Origin of the sequence: Parapedobacter sp. GCM10030251 (assembly GCF_042666505.1) — a bacterium.
GTDB lineage: Bacteria > Bacteroidota > Bacteroidia > Sphingobacteriales > Sphingobacteriaceae > Parapedobacter.
In genome coordinates, this window is the sequence record NZ_JBHTDN010000014.1 from 43,394 (window position 1) to 61,595 (window position 18,202).

At 54.0% G+C, this 18,202-nt stretch carries 9 protein-coding genes; 1 reads left to right on the top strand and 8 read right to left on the bottom strand.

Features of this window, described 5'->3' with window-relative positions:
• The first annotated feature begins 396 nt into the window (after positions 1 to 396).
• Entirely contained in the window at positions 397 to 2,871 is a 2,475-nt protein-coding gene (locus tag ACFQRK_RS22170; RefSeq protein ID WP_379010447.1) for an ABC transporter permease, read from the top strand.
• 132 nt (positions 2,872 to 3,003) lie between these two features.
• Here the strand turns inward: ACFQRK_RS22170 and ACFQRK_RS22175 are convergent, their stop codons facing one another.
• From ACFQRK_RS22175 to ACFQRK_RS22210, 8 genes are read right to left on the bottom strand one after another with little or no spacing between them, the layout of a single operon-like run.
• A complete protein-coding gene (locus tag ACFQRK_RS22175) occupies positions 3,004 to 4,671 on the bottom strand; it encodes a sodium:solute symporter family protein (protein ID WP_379010448.1) in 1,668 nt (555 codons plus the stop codon).
• On the bottom strand, positions 4,668 to 6,959 hold the full coding sequence (locus tag ACFQRK_RS22180; protein WP_379010449.1) for an FAD-dependent oxidoreductase: 2,292 nt from the start codon (positions 6,957 to 6,959) through the stop codon (positions 4,668 to 4,670). Before ACFQRK_RS22180 ends, ACFQRK_RS22175 begins: the two co-directional genes overlap by 4 nt.
• Positions 6,960 to 6,981: 22 nt before the next feature.
• A complete protein-coding gene (locus tag ACFQRK_RS22185; RefSeq protein ID WP_379010450.1) occupies positions 6,982 to 9,021 on the bottom strand; it encodes a glycoside hydrolase family 2 protein in 2,040 nt (679 codons plus the stop codon).
• Positions 9,022 to 9,038: 17 nt separating this feature from the next.
• Positions 9,039 to 11,633 (bottom strand): beta-L-arabinofuranosidase domain-containing protein, encoded by a 2,595-nt coding sequence (locus ACFQRK_RS22190; protein ID WP_379010452.1) that lies wholly within the window; start codon positions 11,631 to 11,633, stop codon positions 9,039 to 9,041.
• 5 nt (positions 11,634 to 11,638) lie between these two features.
• A complete protein-coding gene (locus ACFQRK_RS22195; protein WP_379010453.1) occupies positions 11,639 to 13,951 on the bottom strand; it encodes a hypothetical protein in 2,313 nt (770 codons plus the stop codon).
• A gap of 6 nt (positions 13,952 to 13,957) precedes the next feature.
• Entirely contained in the window at positions 13,958 to 15,757 is a 1,800-nt protein-coding gene (locus ACFQRK_RS22200) for an FAD-dependent oxidoreductase (protein ID WP_379010454.1), read from the bottom strand.
• Positions 15,754 to 16,695, bottom strand: a complete 942-nt coding sequence (locus ACFQRK_RS22205) for a hypothetical protein (protein WP_379010456.1) — start codon at positions 16,693 to 16,695, stop codon at positions 15,754 to 15,756. Before ACFQRK_RS22205 ends, ACFQRK_RS22200 begins: the two co-directional genes overlap by 4 nt.
• A gap of 5 nt (positions 16,696 to 16,700) precedes the next feature.
• The gene (locus ACFQRK_RS22210; protein WP_379010458.1) at positions 16,701 to 18,194 is read right to left on the bottom strand and encodes a RagB/SusD family nutrient uptake outer membrane protein; all 1,494 of its coding nucleotides are present in this window, start codon (positions 18,192 to 18,194) and stop codon (positions 16,701 to 16,703) included.
• Positions 18,195 to 18,202 lie beyond the last annotated feature (8 nt).

Genomic DNA, 18,202 nt, shown 5'->3' on the forward strand with positions numbered 1-18,202 from the left:
TAAAATCGCCGCAAATGAACAGGTACAAATCGCGTTACTTATAAGGGGTATTATTTAGTATGATTATATCAACGGTTGTCAATCTCGCCATATTTGACAGAATCCGTTTTGATCTGCTTGAAATAAGACACCTTATTTCGGTAAATTTTTCTAAACCCTGATTTTTGCACAAAACCTTCTATTTCATTTACGTATATCAAAATCGGATCTTCTTGAATCCCAACAGTTCCAACTCCCTTAGCGGGAAAATTAAAAAAACAGGTGCACAACTAATTTGCTAATGTACGTTTCCGGACAATGTGTTCGTATCCGAACACCACCAGAAATACCGATCCACCCAATCGCGGTATATAGGCATGATTTTAACTATGGCTTTTTTCTTGCTCGATTTGAACCATGCTGAGTAACTTCCTTAAGATCGCCTGGCGGAGCCTCTGGAGAAACAAGATTTTTTCGTTAATCAATGTCATGGGGCTGGCCACGGGAATGGCTGCCTGCTTGCTAATCCTGCAATATGTTAATTTTAAGTTGAGCTATGACCGATTCCACAATAACGCGGACCATATTTACCGGGTGATCAATGACCGTTACCAAGAAGGCAAGCGTATCCAGCATGGCGCCATGACCTATTCTGCTGTAGGAAAGGCATTGAATGACGATTTTGAAGAGGTAATCGGAAACACACGGGTGAGACCGGGAAAAGAAAAGATTGTCCGTTACCGCGACCGGAAGCTAACGGAACAGCGGGTGCTGTATGCCGACGATTCCTTTTTATCGATTTTTACGTTCCCGTTAATCGCTGGAGATGCTTCCTCAGCGTTGGCCGATCCGTACGGCCTCATCCTTTCAGAAACGCTTGCAGCGAAACTTTTCCCCGCCGAGAGCAGTGATTTCCAGCGCTTGATAGGTAAAGTACTTTTTCTGGACCGTGATCCCACGCCCTACAGAATCACGGGCATCAGCCGGGACACCCCTTCCAACTCGCATCTACGGTTCCACCTGCTTGTCTCTTATGCTACACTTTACAAAGGGATGGGCACCGATGGAAATAGTAGGTGGGCGGCAGCCGAACATAGTTTTACGGCCTCGGATTTCTGGCATTATATACAGTTAAAGCCCGGCACGGATCCTAAAGCCTTGGAAACAAAGCTGCGAGCCTTCAGCGAACGACATTTTCAGGGCAGCAAGGTATCAGGCAGCCTGGAAGAATTTTATCTTCAACCGCTCACAGATGCGCATCTATATTCGAACTTCGACTATGAAATAGGGGAAACTGGAAATGCCGTGGCTGTCTGGAGCTTGTTTGCCATTGCCTTGCTGATCATCCTTGTCGCCTGGGTAAACTATGTGAATCTTTCCATTGCTGGATCCTTAAAAAGAGCAAAGGAAGTAGGTGTTCGGAAAGTAGCCGGAGCTACGGGTGGGCAACTGGTCAGACAATTCTTGACGGAATCCATCCTGGTCAATATGGCGGCGTTTTTAATGGCGGTGCTTCTGGTGGTCATACTCCAGGACACTTATAACAGACTCATCCAACATCCTCTGTCATTTTCCCTGTTGATCCCCAAGGAATCCGGTGGTCTTGGAATGACTTTCGGTTTTGTCTTTTTGCTTATATCGGGGATGCTCGTTTCGGGGATTTACCCTGCATTGCGGTTGCTATCCATCAAACCCGCGACAATATTGAAAGGGAAACCAACCGCTTCTCCGACGGGAGCCGGATTCCGAAAGGCACTCATCGTTGGACAATTCGCCGTCGCAACGGCCTTGATTTCGAGTTCCTTTATTATGCAACGCCAGATGGAATTCATGATGGAAGAGGATCTGGGGCTCAATATCGACCAGGTATTGATTATCAACCCGCCCCGGCTTACCGGATGGGACTCAACGTATGTGAAAAGGGTCAATAGCTTTATCAGTGAGATCGAACAGTTCACGTCAGTGAAACAAGCAACTACATCCTGGCGGGTACCCGGTGATGAACTGGATAGGGACTACAATGTACGCCGTCAAGGAGACGATGCAAATAAGCGCCATACAACACGGATTATGGGGGTAAGTGAAGGATTCACCGACCTATACGGAATCGGGTTGATGGCGGGAAGAACCTTTCGGCCATCCGACTTCAGCACGGATTGGCACGACCTGCACCATATCATATTAAATCGTACCTCGGCTTCCGTGCTAGGGTTTCCGACACCGGAGGCAGCGATCGGAAAAAAAATCATGATCCATGACAAGGAGTGGGATATCATCGGGGTTGTGGCCGACTTCCACCAAAAATCGCTCCATCATCCGATCGAACCGACCCTCCTCATTCCCGAATATAACGAGAACAGCTTTGTTTCCGTGAAAGTGGATACGCGAAACATTACGGCTACCATTTCTGCCATCAAGGAAAAATATGAGGAATTTTTCCCGGGGAATTTATTTGACCATTATTTTCTTGATAACAAATTCCAAAGCCAGTACAGCAACGATCGGCTGTTCGGGGACATATCCGGCATATTTTCTGGGCTGGCCATCGTGATTGCATGCCTTGGACTGCTGGGACTATCACTCTTTGATACGGCCCGTCGCAATAAAGAGATCGGCATCCGCAAGGTGCTGGGAGCCACTGTGCCCAGCATTGTGATCATGCTGTTGAAGGATGTTTTCGGATTGGTAATTATCGCCTTCCTTATTGCAACACCAATTGCTTGGTATTGTACGGATCACTGGCTTCGAGATTTCGCCTTTCGCATTGAAGCCGAATGGTGGATATTTGCCCTTGCCGGCCTGTCGACCGCAATAATCGCATTACTCACCGTATGCTTCCAATCGGTAAAAACAGCACTGATGAATCCGGTGAAATCTTTAAGATCGGAATAAGTATGTTCTTCATTCAGCCAACCAAACTTGAAATTACATATTGTGACTTCAAATGCAAACCAACCCTATGACTATTCTTAGTTATCCTCAATGATGCGTATGACCCGGGCAGGATTGCCACCTACCAACTTGTTAGGTGGAACCTCGAGGGTCGCGCTTTTGACGCGGCCGCGAAACCAGCAGCCCGATGCCAAGCAGTGTGATGGCCAGGGCGGTTACCAGCACAATTGTTTTGCCGCGCGTGGCAAATAATCCCAGCACAAAAATTATCAGACCGACTCCCAGCAAGGTGACGGCAATGGTCTTTGCAGCCAAGGCGCTTTGGCGCTTGCCCCGTGATGAGCCCGTGTCAGTATCTCTGGCGCTATCGGGCACGGCAACGTCCGGCACGCGATAGGCTTTGTTTCGGTAGATCACTTCAAAGACTGCCAGCAGGAGTATGGGAAGAGACACACCCAGCACCGTCTCTTGCATTCTGTTTAGCGAAACATCAAACAGTAAAGGGGCGCCAAACTTAAAGAACAGGTTAATAGCCAAACTGGCAATGGTGGTAAACAAAATGGAAAAGCCGGTCTGCCGGTTTGAAAACAACGCCCACACAGCGGGTCCATACAGCGGCACCCCGGTAAGCGCACCGATGCTAAGCACAACTTGCACAATGCCGCCCATTGCAGGGACCATCAGGGCAACGAGAACGGTGATTATGCCAAACGCCAGCGTGGATAAGCGGGCCACCCACATCAACGACCGGTTGGTAGCCCCGGGATTTATCCGTTTATAGACATCGTTGGTAAACACCGCAGAGGATACGTTGAGCGATGCATTCACCGAATCGGTGGTGGCAAAAATCATCCCGGTAATCATGAGGCCCATGAGGCCTGCCGGCAGCACCTCCTTACACATCATCAGATAGGCACCCTCATTCTCGAGGCCCGCCAGATCCACGTTTACCAATCGGTACAGCATTGGCGGCAGCATCCATATGACCGGACTGATCAGATACAGCAAACCGAAGAGGTAACCTACTTTTTTCGCTTCCTGTTTGGTGGGCACACTGGTGTACCGTTGTACATAAGCCCAATTGCCGCCAATGAACACCATGTTATAAAGTCCGAAAGCGGCGATAAACCACGGGGTGTATTCACCGCCCGTAAGGTTAAAAAATCCCTCGGGAGCCGCATCTACGAAAGTGGATATGCCGCCTACCCGATCGAATGCCAGCGGCACGACGATCACCACCGCCGCGGTGAGCACCACGAATTGCAGCACATTGGTTACGATAACTGCCCATAGCCCACCGGAAGTCGTATAGAGCACGGCCATCAGACCGAAAAGCATGATCGCATAATGGGAAGGCAGTCCAGTCGACACGTTCACCAATTTGGCCACCGGATAAAGGAACGCCCCGTTGTAGGCGAAGCTCATTAGGAGAAAAACATACGTATAAAACTTATGGACACCGCTTCCGAATCGCTGTTGTACAAATTCGGCTGCGGTAAGCACACCGGTTTGCCGCCATCGCGGTGCAATGAAACGACCAATCAGGAATCCGGCAATGGCCATCATCCATTGTATGGTAATGGCCACCCATCCCTGTTCATAGGCAATGGCGCCCCATACGACGAATGTGCCCGCGGAGAAAAACCCCATGTACAGGGACAAACCGCTCATCCACCAGGGCAAAGCTCCGCTTGCGCCGAAATAGGATTGCATATCGGCTTTGCGGTCGCTCATGGAAAGTCCGGCAACCAGTATGCCGATGGAGAAAATGGCAATTACCCAGTAGTCAAGTGTCGTCATTGCATCCCCCCATAACATCTGATGGCAAACACGGCCGCCGGAACATCTGCAGACGGATGAGCGACGTGGATTGTCAACTTATCGGTCGTCACTGGCTCGTCCAAGACAATAGTATTCCTTGTCTGGTAGTTATCCGTCTTTCGGTAGATCACCTTCCCGGCCGCGTCTTCTATCCAGTAATTCCGTACACAGAACGGCATCACCCGTTCGGGGTGAGTCATCAGTACAGACTCCATCGCATGGTCTGCGTCCGTGTCAAACACGAGCACAATGCGGCTGATTGTCTGAGGCGCATCCCATTGCAATAAGACATATGGATCAACGTCATTCGGATCGGCCACCCAGGCGTTAGGCCCGATAACCGGCCGGTCCACGCCGTTCCGGATATTGTCTGGTTCGAACGCCAGCAGTGGATCGGCTAGTGCGATGGCAATATTCTGCCCTTCCGGGCGGCGTTGCGGGCACCAAAACTCAAATTCATCGACCCCGGAGCCGACGGGCGGCTGCTGGTAGCCATTGTTTGACACTTTCTTGTTTACACCATTGAACACCGAGAGCAGTCCTGTGATCCGCTGGTTGGTGTAGGGAAGCTGCACCTCGGGGTTTCCAAGGAAAGTCAGGAAGACATATTGTTTCTCCTCTAGCACAACCCCGAAATCAAGCGCCAGGTCGGTTATTCCAGGCGCTAGCGCAACGGATTCCGTTGCCAGCACCGTATCTGGCGTAAATCCGCCTTTCCGGCTGCTCACCCGCAGTTCCACCAACAGCGCGGTGTTGACGCTGGCGCGAACGGGCAGGGAAAATACCGGCACGGCGCCGGCATGCACCGGCACCAACTGGGCAGCGCCGATGTCAAGCGATTTCCAGCGCAAATTTTCGCGCGAGAATTCCGAAAAAGCGAGGGTACTCGAAGCCGTCAGCCGCGCATGCGCGACCAGGTCTGCATCATCAGCCAGCGCAAGGCCGGGAATATGCTGTCCGGTCTTCATCAATTCGCGCTGCAATTGGACCATGTGCCCCTGTTCGTAAAGCGCGCGGGGAAGCACACCCTGACGTTTGCACAATGCTGCCGCCACCGCTACCGCCTGCCCTACGTAGGCACTGGTGGCCATTACGCGTGTGGCGCCGAAGGCCACGTGGCTGACGCTGATGATCCGGCCCGCAAAGAATAGGTTCTGGAGGTTCCGGCTGTACAGGCACCGATACGGAATCTGGAAAACGCCCTTGCTATGCCATTGGTTGCAAGGCTGCCGTTCGCTGAACACCCCGTCGGCCGGATGCAGATCAATGGACCATCCACCGTAGGCCACCGCATCGGGATGTGTGCGCTGCTCGATCAGGTCACGCTGGCTCAGCATGTAGTCGCCCTCGAAGCGTCGGCTCTCACGCTTGCCCGGGATCATCCCTACCCATTCCAGCGTCATGGTCTCGGCTTCCGGAAACTTACCGGAGTTTTTAATATAGTCCCAGATGCCGTACACCACGCGCCACAGCTCCCACTTGATGCGTTCCGTATCATGCACCGTGTCCAGACGCCCTCCGTGCTCCACCCACCAGAGCTGGCAGCCGTGTTCATTGGCCTTGAAATTCCGGAAACGCGGAACCTCCTTAGATACATCTATGGCAAACGAGGGTGCTGTAAACTTCACCGGTTTCCCGGTATCCTTGCTGTAGAAATACAGTGAATGCCCGAGTAGCTCGCCATAGTCGGCATCCGGCGCCATGGGCTCATCAAACGCTTCCCGCGCTTCAGCGCCCATGCGGAACGCTGCTCCGGCTAAAAAGCCTACGATACCATCGCCGGAAGCGTCGCAAAACAAGGGTGCTTCCAGCTGATAGGTAGTTGAATTCTGGCTGCAAAAGGCCTTCAGACTCCGGATGGTATCGGGGCCCGCCTTCTCCACCTCATATACCGCCGTATTGAGCAGCAGCGTAATATTCGGTTCCTGAATCACCTTATCGAGCAGAATCATGTCCAGGATGATGGGGTTGCCTTCGGGGTTCTGATAGGTATTTTCCACCAGCAGCTCGTCGATGACACCCCCTTCCCTGCTCCAGCGATTGTTATTGCCCATGTGCGAGGTGGCTCCCAATATCCATAAGCGCACCTCACTCGAGGCGTTGCCGCCCAACACCGGCCGGTCCTGCACCAGCACTACTTTCAATCCCTGCCTCGCTGCAGTGATGGCTGCACACGTGCCAGACAACCCTCCGCCTGTAATCACCAGGTCTGTTGACAAGGTCATTGTCCGGGTATATCTTCTATCAATTTCTTCTTCTTGAATCATGTCTTTATAGGGTACTGTAAAATCAATTCGTTTCGTTCAACGTGATGGTTTGCTGCAAGGCTACATAACCGGTGGGCTTGACGACTTTCAGCAAAATATCCTCCTGGAATCCGGTGATAGGCAAGGTGATCTCCGTGCTTTCACCCGGCGCGAGGTCGGGTAAGCTCACCCGTGTATGTGGCGTTTCCAGCACATAGCCCTGTACCCTGTAGGCCGGGAAATCGGGCCGCGCACTTATTTTCAGCCGCAACGCATGCACACCCTTACCTCCGGGCTGAAAACCGGTTTTCTCCACTGTCAGCGGAGCCATTTCCTGTTGGTACACTTGATAAGCCGGCCGGGCCGAGCGATCCGGCCCCACTAGCCCCCACGGCCGGTAGCCGTTGGCATTGCTGCCGTAGTAGCGGCTTTGGTAATCGTTGTAGGTCCACCAGGCTGCGCCGGCCACGTATGGGCGCTTCCGGAGTTCACCCATCACCTCGGTGATGTGCTGTACCTGCCCGGCTTCACCTTTTGCGTTGTCTGCCCGCACGCCCCATTCACTGATCAGTACCGGCTTATCGGGATAAAGCCGGTGAATGTGATCCAGCGCCTTGGCGTGGTTGCCGTAGATATTGGCGCTTATAAAGTCCACATACTGGCTGGCTTCGTCCTCCGGTTTTTCGGGCAGACTATTCAGCCGCATGGTGGCAAAGGTATACAGCCTTGTGGCGTCCAGTTCCTTCGCGTAGGCGATCATATCTTTGGTCCAGCGCTGGCCCTCCGGCGCGTCTGACAGGTACTCATTGCCTACACTGTACGCAATGACGCTCGGATGATTCCAGTCGCGTTCAACCATCTCACGGAATTGCTGTTTGAACTTCGTGCGGATGGTGTCGTTGTCCAGTTGCTTCGGCGTAAGCTGCCAGTTGCCGGCTTCGGTAATGATCAGCATGCCGTACCGGTCTGCCAGGTCGTAGAAATATTCCGCCGGTGTATAATGCGTCAGGCGCTGAAACTCCATGCCCGCTTCCTTCATAAGCCGGAAATCCCGCTCAATGAGCCAGTCAGGTTCCAGTGAGCCTAAGCCCGGATAATCCAGCACGCGGTTGCCCCCACCCAACCGCACAGGCCGGCCGTTCAGCAGCAGCTGCGCATCGCGGACCTCCACTTTGCGGATCCCGAAGTTTGTCGCCACGGTATCGTTGCCCACCGCTGCCGCGAGGTTATACAATGTGGGCGAATTGACGTCCCACAGCTCGGTTTGGGCGGCAGAAAGCTTGCTGCTGGATTCCAGTGTGAGCGTTTCGCCTGCCGGTATGCGCACGGCGCCGGTTTGCCACCGCAGCGGAACGGTCTGCTCGCCGAGGCGCACGGTGAAATCGGCTTTGGGCGAAACGGCCTGCTTTGACGCATTGCGTATGCGGACTTTCGTCTTCAGTACCGCATCGCCTTTGTCCAGGTCAGGCATCGCTTCCACCTTCAGGTTTTCGATGTAGACCTCGGGTTCCACGGTCAGGTACACCGGCCTGACCAGTCCGCCGTAGTTGATCCAGGCCGGATACGAACCGTTGATATCGTAATTATCCTTCACCGCCGGCACGGTATTCAACTTCCAGGTGTCGTTGCTGACCGACACGGCCAGCAGGTTATCACCGTCCTTCAGGTAGTCGGTTATATCAAAATGAAAAGGCGTGTACCCCCCTTCATGCGTACCTACCGCTTGCCCGTTCAGCCATACCTTCGTGAGGTAATAGGCCGCATCAAAATGCAGGATCACGCGCTCGCCGGACGTGGGCTTCCACGCAAATGATTTGCGGTACCATGCTGTGCCCGTGTAAAACAGGTAACGCGGATCGGAAGAAAAGCAGTGCGGCACCGTCACGATGTCCTGTCTATTGGTCCGGGTTATGCCATCAAGGTACCATTGACCGCTTACGCCCTGATCGGCCAGATCAAGCGCAAATGTCCATTCGCCGTGCAGCGTGATGGCGTTGGGATGCCGGATATGGTATTGGGCAGACACGCCACCCGTAAAACCACAGGCCAAAACCAGCAGGATCAATCGTTTAATTCCGTTCATCTCAATACAAGTTAAGTCTAGTTCGTTAATTTGATTACCTTCAGTCCCAAAGGCGGTAAATCTACCGCGAAACGTCCATCTTCCACCCGCACGTCCTCGAGTTTCTCGCCCTTTTCATCTAATAAAACGGCGGTGGAATATGCCGGCAGCGCAAGCCCTTCGAGCGATACCGAACTGCGCTGCGCCGTCGTGCTGTTGTTCAATAGCATCACGTACATTGCGGTTCCACGGGTTGCTTTCGCCGCCATGAAATCCACCCGGGGGTTTTCAACGGTTACCGCCCCTACCGGGAGATACAGCGTTGCCGGAGCACCGAAAATCTGTCCGTCGGCAAAACCATACGGCTGGTGCGGCCCCACCTTCGGCGTGATGAAGCCTTTGGGAAAATTGATCTGTCCATCAGAGCGTAAAGCGATTTCCGCAATCAGGTAATCCGTGATCCACCCCACCTGCCACCACGCATGATGGGGGAACGGGCCTGACCCGGCATCCATTCGCGCCCAGTAGTAGGAAGCCACGCGGGTGGCCGGATCCACGAAGGCATCGCGACCCCAGGCAGCGGCGCGCGCCATATCCAAAAACAGGCGCTCACCCGTCAGGCCCGCCATCCGTACAAACAGGCCGGCATGGCTGGCCAGCAGGATCGGGCCGCCACCGTTTGCCGAGCCCAGTGTTCCTCCATGCTCAAAACTAAGGCCTACCTGCGTAATTTCCCAATCTTCCTTTCGCTTTCCTTTTACTTCCTTGACCCGTTGCGAGGGTGTCGGATGGGTATACACAGAGGCCGTGTAAATCCTCGCCGCATCAATGGCAGCCTGGCGGTATACGGTATCGCCCGTCTGCTCATAGAGGTCCAGCAACGCCTGGGCGCTTTGTCCTGTCGCAAAGTCCGGTACAAAGCGCACATCGCCGCATACCCCCAGGAAATGCCCCTTGTTTACGGCCTCACGCACGTACCAGTCGGCACCCCGGATAGCGCCCTGAAGGTATTTTTTATCGCCCAGCAGGCGGTGGGCCACCAGGAGCCCATAGAACGTAGGGCGCAAATCCAGCTGATCGGTAAATGCAGGCTGCTCGGTATGCCGGTCGTACGCCACCTGCCAGCTTCCGTCGGGCCGTTGCCATTCCAGTAACTTGTCTGCTCCCCGCCTCAGGCGGTCTTTCAGTTCCTTGTCATCCGGCTCGAAAAGCAGAATGTTGCCAATGTCCAGCAGCGTATAGTACGTCAGGGCAATGGGTTCCACATAATCGCCCCACTCTTCGGTAAACCGCTTGCTTTTCCATAAGTAATACTGTCCAACCGCTGCGCCCTGGAAAAACCCATCTGCGGTCTGCTGCTGTGTCAGTTTAAAGTTCCGCGCCGGCTGCAGCCGGGTTTCGTTCAGCACGGCATCCTGCGTAATGCGGGCCAGCATCCACATGGCTCCGTAATCCGCGTTTTTCATCGCGTCTTTATCGGCACCCACTACTCCTCCAAGATACGATTGCGCCCCTATCTCCAGCCCCTGGTAGTTATGGACGTTCCATAGCGATGTCGAGTCGTCCTTCAGGTAGTCCAGCATTGAGCGCACGCGGTCGGTAAGTGACTGCCGCGTATTCTTAAGCCGCACGGCTTCATCAAAGTCATAGACGTCATAGATGGCGTGTTTGTATACCTCAAACCAGTCGGCGCGTTGCAGCGAATACCTGAACCGGAAGACGCGTTCTTCACCCGCATTCAGGTAGGAATCCACCTCACCCAGCACCGGATGGTACAGTGTGGGAGAAAGCCCGCCCCCGCGGTTCATCAGCGACAGCCCGAGCCGCCATTGGTCGCGCGAATCCCTGCTGGCCACCCAGGGATCAGCGGCCGTGCCCGGTTCGGGGATTACGGCCAACGTCACGCCCTGTTTGTTTTGGATGAAAGGTGCCAGCGTGCTTGCCGTACGTTCGCGCACCACCACCGGGAGGCTGGGGATGCCCTGCCCGTAGGCATACGCCCGCAGCAGGTCCGGCTGGATGGCACGGCCCTGGAAATAACCGGGCAGCATGGCCCATTCCAGATTGCCCGGCTCGGTGTTGAAAAGTGTGGGCGTCGCAAATGAAAAATAACCGGCCTGTCTGGCCGTCACACGCATTTCCACGAGCACATCATGGCTATAAAGGCGATCCAGCGACCAGGTGATCTGCGCGGTAAACCGATCCGTTTGGTGCATAAATTCTACCCCGTGGGCCGAGGATCTGGCGCTTGACGGAAAAAACGAAACCGCCTCGCCCGCCGTATTCAGCGGCACCGGACGGAAGCAATCCCGCCACCGGCTAACAATGTATTTATATTCGTCAAAGACATGGCCTTTCGCTTCGGAAAGCAGCCCGGTATTTATGGTCGTATCGGGCTTGCCGGCCGTATATAGCCCCACGTAGCTACCCTCCGGACCGTCCAGTGCGAGGGAATCCGTACCGGGACTGAGGACGATTTCCTGCAGCACATACCCATCGGCGGTGGGTACCCATTTCAAGCGCAGGTGCCGGTTTTCCAGCACCACGTCCTGTTGGGCAAATAAGCAGGCCGGCATCAGGTGTGCCAGCAGCAGCAGAATCCATGTAAAGGATTGTTTTTCGAAACGTCTCATAGTCATCAATCAAGGGGTGTTAAGTGATATTCCACAGCGGGTTCGATCAGAAAGGCAAACGATGACTGCAGGTCATCCAACCCGATGATCTGTGCCTGCCCCGATGCACGGTTTTCAATGCGGTATTTCCCCGGTCTCCAGCCGGCGAAAGATTTGTGGATAACGGCTGCACGCTCACCGTCGGGGAAGTAAAAGCGATAGGTAAACGGCTCATCCGATGTCGGGTAAACCCGGGCGTGGTAACGCTGGTCGGCTTGTTCGATGACCACGCCTTTGCCGCCAACGAATACCGGTATCTTATCCAAGGGAAACGGATAGTTCTCCAGCGTTGTGGGGCCTTCGAACCACTGTTTGGTTTCATAATCCATCCATCTGCCCGCCGGAAGGTAGACACTCCGTGTCTTGGCAGTAGCATAATCATTGCCATACAACGGCGTTGCCAGCAAGGACTCCCCCAGCATCCACGCATATTGGCGACGTTGCGTTCCCGCTAAGCGGTACGTGGCTGAATCATGGGGAAATGCCAGCGGCAGCGGGGTCATGGCGTAGGGAAAGCCGGTGTGATAACCTTTGACGGCTTCGCTGTATATATAAGCGGCATGCGCCGCGTGCCAATGGGCTGCCTTCTTCACGGCGAATTCGTAGGTAGGGGATTCCAGGTGCCACGGCCCGTATCCCATGGCCATTACCGGGCTTACGGCGACGGCCATCGCATTGCGGACGAAATACAGCTTCTGATCATCGGTCAAGGGCTTCTCCAGGTACTTACCGGCTACAATATCCAGGTAAACCGCTGAAACGCCGCTCGCCGCATAATTAAGGCCATTGATCAACGGACGGTCTTGGTCAAACCCGTGCTTCGTGTCTTCCAGCCTGAGGATGTCGCCAGCCACCGAATATGCGCTGTTCCTGGCCATGACCAAGTACCCGCGATCCATCAACGCTTCGTTTACCTTGTTCAGCTTGGCATCGTTATCAAGTTTCTTTCCATCAAAGAGCATCAAGTCTTCTTTAAAACCATCCACTCCCCACCGGTCTGCGCCTGCTACGTACCAATCCACGGCCTCCGGATTTTCACCATCCAACAGGAATACACTTCCCTGCGGAAAATTCACCCGATAGGTCTCGGGCTTTCCGTCGCTGCCGCCCGTAAAATAGTTCTTCGCAAGACCTTCCTGCATATATTTTCCGTCGTTCTCCGATGTGTAAAAGCCTCCATACTTCTTGGGGGCCTTGAAGTTTACGCGCAAGCCCAGCAAGAGGCTGATATCCCGGGCCCGGAAAAAATCCTTGAACGCTTGCGGATCCGGATAGCGCGGGTTGGGCAGGCCATCCTTTCTGCCCGCAGTAGCCGCATCATCCCAAATACCGAAACTCGTGGTAGCGCCTTCTGTGGGTTTGCGCCGCTCACCCTTCCAGAATCCGGATCCCACCACCGCCCATTTCAGCGGATATCCGTGCTCCAGATAAGCCGCAATGTCCTGCTCCACGGAAGATTGGTAAGTGTTCCAACCCAGCGAACCAAATGCCTCGTAGCCCAACTCGAAAAATCGGTACTTCGGCTTCAGATCCGGATAACCTTCCACTGCCTTCACCTGTTTGTAGGCCTGGTAAATCTGCTTGGGTGTACCGAAAAAATAGTAAACCGTGGCGGCTTTTGCTGCGGCAACGCCAAGCCTGTTTTCTGTTGGGGTGATGGCCACCCGCTTGGTCTGCTCGCTGAACAGTACCTGCGCAAAATTGTGGGCCGGGAAAATGGTAAACGTAGAGATAAAACGATGCTCGTTGTTACGGTTTCCGAAATCATCGTCCCTGAATCCCGTAACATCGGTACTGGCGCCGAAGCCACCGTGGTCTCCCAGCCCATATGCAGGACTGAGCGGTGCGGCTCCGAAGTCGATACGATACAGCTGCTCCGATACTGCTGTGTGACCCTCAGGTGTCAGTGTCATCGAAAAGAAATCATCACCAAGCCGGAGGCGTATTTTGGCGGTCAAACCGGCCGTGTTTGTCACACGGGCGATGAGTGAGTCGCCACCGTATTGCAGCACACGTGCCACATGGATGCCGTGGGTGCCGGTATCGGTCGCATGGGCGAAGAGCGGATTTCCCAATACATGTGGAGAAATGTGCTTTTGCGCGCTTTCCGCCCACATGGCCAGCGTGGTGGTATCGACATGGAGGGTATAGCCGGCACGGGCAATCACCAAGGTTGCTTCGCGTTGCGCATGCGCCGCGGCCGCTCCCAGAAGCAACCACAGCGCAATGACAGCGCACTTAAGCCGGGCATTTGAGATCTTCTGCAAGTACAACTCCACGCCTTTCTAATCTTTGATCATCGCAAGAAGTTCGTCCAAATGGTTTTCATAGACACTTCTTGGCGTTGTGTTGTGCGCCTTGGCAACGGATGCGGCCATACCGACCACCTCACCCATCATCCCGCAGGTACGCATCACGCGGGTACTTCCAAAAGCCACATGCGTGGTACTGATGTTGCGGCCGGCCATGAACAGGTTGGGGATATTGCGGCTGTACAGGCAACGGTAGGGTATCGTATAGGGCGCTACCCGGATATGTTCTGTGCCGGCAAAAAACTCTTCCCCAGGAAAATAGCGACTGTTTTCTTTTTGCGGAAAATGGAGGTCAATGGTCCATGTGGCCGTTACTGTGGCGTCGGGATACATCTTGCCCTCCTGTATGTCCATTTGGGTCAGGACATGATCGCCCAGCAACCGCCGGGATTCCCGTTTACCGCCAATGTATGCCACCCAGGCAAGTTCGCGCTTGCCGTATTTCTCGGTCTTGTTATTCTTCAGGTATGACCAGTTGCCGTAAACCGCACGAAGGTTATGGTCACGTATTTTCTCGGCCTCAGTAATGGTGTTCATGTTGCCGAAGCCCGTTTCCCACTGCCAGTCGGATCGTTCCTCATCAATGTGGTATTCATCTGAAAACGGCAAAGCCCACGGGGTTTCGGGAAAGCTTGTCACCGAATCCACGGGTAGCGAAGCCCAGAGGTTTGACGTGCCTAGGGTGAAATCATCGGCCTTTTCCGGAGCCAGTGATTCCCCCGTTTCGGCCCGGCTTTCCCGTCCCATACGGTAGTCGGCACCCGCGAGGTAACCCACGGTGCCATCACCCGTACAGTCGGAAAAATAAGTTCCCGTAAACCGGACTTCCCTGTTGGTTTTGATGTCCCGGCCGATGACGGCCAAAATTCGCTCTCCTTCCATTTCGACTTGGTAAACGTGCGTATTCAAGTAAAGATCGATATTTTTTTCATAGTTGACCACGTCCAGCTTCCGTTTATCGCCATAGTCGCTTCCGCTCGGATTTCCGTTTCCCGGATCGCCGTTGTCCAGCTCACGGACCACCCTGCCCAGTTTGGGATGATGGTTCTTGTCGATATCGCCGCGAAGATGCACCCGCACTTCCGAGCTGTTATTGCCACCCAAAACCGGCCGATCCTGGATGAGCGCAACCTTCAGTCCCTGCCTAGCCGCCACGACAGCCGCACACGTACCCGCAATACCGCCGCCCACAACTACCAGATCAAAGTGGCCGGCTTCTTCGCGGGTATGGTCCAGACCGAGAAGCTCGCGCCGCAGACCCGACATCCCTGCCGAGTCTTGCGGCGGTTCACTGCCCGATGTGCTGAAAAGCAATGCATCACAGCGCCCGTTGAAACCGGTCAGGTCCTTCAACCGGATTTCAGTGGCTGTTTGGCCCACCTTCACCTCACCGCCGTAATACCACTTCCAGTCTACCGAACCGCTTTCGCCGAACACGCCCCCTACCGGCTTGCCGTTCACCCACACCTGAAATTTACCGGGTCCTTTGGGAAATGGCGCCCAGTCTTTTGTGCGTACCCAAAGGTGATAGGTGCCGGGTTGCTCAAACTGAACGGTCGTCGTGGCATCCGCCACGGGCCGCCCCATGCCATGTGCCATGAGATACGACGATTGGATAACGGGAAACGACTGCTGGTCGATCACCCATCCACCAGGGTCATCAAATGATTCGGTTTCCACCAAAACCTGGGTCTGCGCTTTTACGTGCCCTGACAGCGCCCCAAGTAAGGCGAACAGGCAGTAACGGGCTATAAAATTCAGCGGAATTTTCATAATTGTCTGTTTAGTAAATGTTCGATTCGTTGTGCAATAACTTCGTTAAAATTGCCTTTATGCGTTGCCAGACGGCTCCGAAACGCCTCGGTCAGCGGCAATTGTTCCAATTTGTCCAAGACCCCCAGCTTTAGCCGGTAGCTTCCGTCCTGGAAGGTTTCCCACAGCCAATTTTGCCATTCCTCATCGAAAAAATAGGTAGGAGAAAGTTGCTTCAATACTTGAGTGCCCAGAAAGACGTTAGGGCTGCGGATCAGGTTGATCACCTCTTGTCTGTAATCGGCTTCCACGTTGCCCTGGTGGTCAATCACTTTATCCAACGCAAAGTACTGATACCGGTGGTTCCGGCTTTTCAAAAAATGCAAAAGCAACGGCGGGTTCACCAAGCCGTCGGTGATTTTGGCAATGGTATCCACCACGCGGCCATGGGCGATGTGCCAAAGCGTATAGCACGTATACAGGGCTCCCGGTATGACCACTGCCTGCAGGGACTTTGCCGTAGCGCCGGTCACGGCATCGACTTCGCCGGGCGAAGTCTTGGTTGCCGACTCCACAAGCTCCTCCATCTTGTAGTCTTTCAGCAACGAGTTGGAGTCTGCCAATATCTCCTGCAGTTTCACATATTCTTCGGGCTGGAATTCTTCGTGATCCATTTTCGTAAACGGCTGATCAGGCGGAACGGTATACCGGATATAACTCCCCAGCAAGTCCCAATACAGTTCGATATACACGGGCTTGCATATGTCGTCGTCGCACACGGGTGTAAAGATATGCGCATGGTAATATTCGGGCACACCGGCACTATCACGCACCAGCCGCACCTCATAGCTTATCCCGTTATATTCGTTTACGGGATAAGCCAATGAATCGGCCGTCCGCGCGTGCGCGACGCTTACATGGATGGCAGCCATAGATATGAAGAACACCAGTTCGCGCATAGTGGTTAATTCCAGTCAGGATTCTGGGTGAGCTCCGGGTTAGCATTAACTTCGTCCTGCGGTATGGGAAAATACTTGTTCCGAGCCTGAACGTTTCTCACCGGATATACATCATTGACGGCATTGGGAATCACTTCAAGGAATTTTCCGGTACGTGTCAGATCGTACCAACGGTCGCCCTCGGCAAAAAACTCCCATGCCCGCTCCTGAATCACGGCATCAATGAAATCGCCTTGGCTCAGTCCTTCCGGCAGCACATCCAGCCCAGCCCTGTCCCTGATGGTGTTTACATAACCATACGCCTTGGCCGTAGGGCCATGAAGACGCGCTTCCGCTTCGGCCGCAATCAGGTAGATATCGGCGAGCCTGAATATGGGCAGGTTACGCGTAGAACTGGTCGTAGAGACCGGATCCTGGTATTTTTTTATCAATACGCCCTCTGGCGTAATCGGGGTGATCTCCCGTTGGGGAACCCACCTTCCTGACCGGTTCAGATAAGTGGTATCCAGCAGTAGCCTCCGTTCATCAGCGGGATCAAAGGACCTGAAGAAGGCCATATAGGCAAACATGGAACCGTAGGACGTACGGGCATATTCTACACCCGCGCTGCCGGAAGGCCCCGTTAGCCCTACCATTTGGTGACCGTTGCCGGGCGAGATGGCATCTACTTCAAAGGCCCAGATCATTTCCTTGCGGGCCTCTTCCTCATTTGCATGATGGAAAAGCTGTACCACGTCATCAATAAGCGAATACGTCTGCGTCCCTAGTATCGCCTCTGCTTTTTGCAGGGCAATCTCCCAATCTTCGTTATACAGTGCGGCCTTTGCATGGAGCGCCTGGACAGCTTCCCGTGAAGGCCTGCCCGGTTCAACTGCCGGAAATGAAGGCAATCCGGCATTGAAGGCGACATCCAGATCGGCATAGATCTGTGCGTAAACCTCATTGAGCGGGCTTTTGGGCGTGTAAGCCTCGGCTTCTGTGGTGCTCGGCACTATCTTGACGGGAATCTCCCCGAAGTTTTTGGCCAGCATCCAATGGTAAAATGCCCGCAGAAAATGCGCTTCCCCAATGATCTCCTGTTTACGTGTTTCATTCATCTGGATTTCGGGCACCTTGGCGATGATCCAATTGGCCCGTTCAATTCCCTGATAACACGATGTCCATATCTGCTGGGGCGACTCATTCAACCTGCCCTGGCTCCGCTGCGTGGTGTAGGTGGGTTCCACGGTAAATAACGTCAGCGTATTGCGGCCCACCACTGCACGCGGATACGTCTGGTCATCGCTGAAATCGGGCACGAGCAAAGCCGCCGGTCCACCATAGAGCCCGCCCAGCGCACCGTAGGCAGCAACCAGCGCCTTTTCCGCATCTGAAGCGGTTTGGTAATAGGATTCGGTAAAAATCGACGAATAAATCGTTTCGTCGAGCTTGCAAGCTGACATTCCCGAGCCAATGGCGAGGAACAGCATGGTTTTGTATAGTTTATTAAGTGATTTCATTGCCTGCT

Coding starts and splice junctions, on each gene's coding strand:
- ACFQRK_RS22170 (WP_379010447.1), top strand. CDS start 397: ATGCTGAGTAACTTCCTTAAGATCGCCTGGCGGAGCCTCTGGAGAAAC.
- ACFQRK_RS22190 (WP_379010452.1), bottom strand. CDS start 11,633: ATGAGACGTTTCGAAAAACAATCCTTTACATGGATTCTGCTGCTGCTG.
- ACFQRK_RS22205 (WP_379010456.1), bottom strand. CDS start 16,695: ATGCGCGAACTGGTGTTCTTCATATCTATGGCTGCCATCCATGTAAGC.
- ACFQRK_RS22175 (WP_379010448.1), bottom strand. CDS start 4,671: ATGACGACACTTGACTACTGGGTAATTGCCATTTTCTCCATCGGCATA.
- ACFQRK_RS22200 (WP_379010454.1), bottom strand. CDS start 15,757: ATGAAAATTCCGCTGAATTTTATAGCCCGTTACTGCCTGTTCGCCTTA.
- ACFQRK_RS22185 (WP_379010450.1), bottom strand. CDS start 9,021: ATGAACGGAATTAAACGATTGATCCTGCTGGTTTTGGCCTGTGGTTTT.
- ACFQRK_RS22210 (WP_379010458.1), bottom strand. CDS start 18,194: ATGAAATCACTTAATAAACTATACAAAACCATGCTGTTCCTCGCCATT.
- ACFQRK_RS22180 (WP_379010449.1), bottom strand. CDS start 6,959: ATGATTCAAGAAGAAGAAATTGATAGAAGATATACCCGGACAATGACC.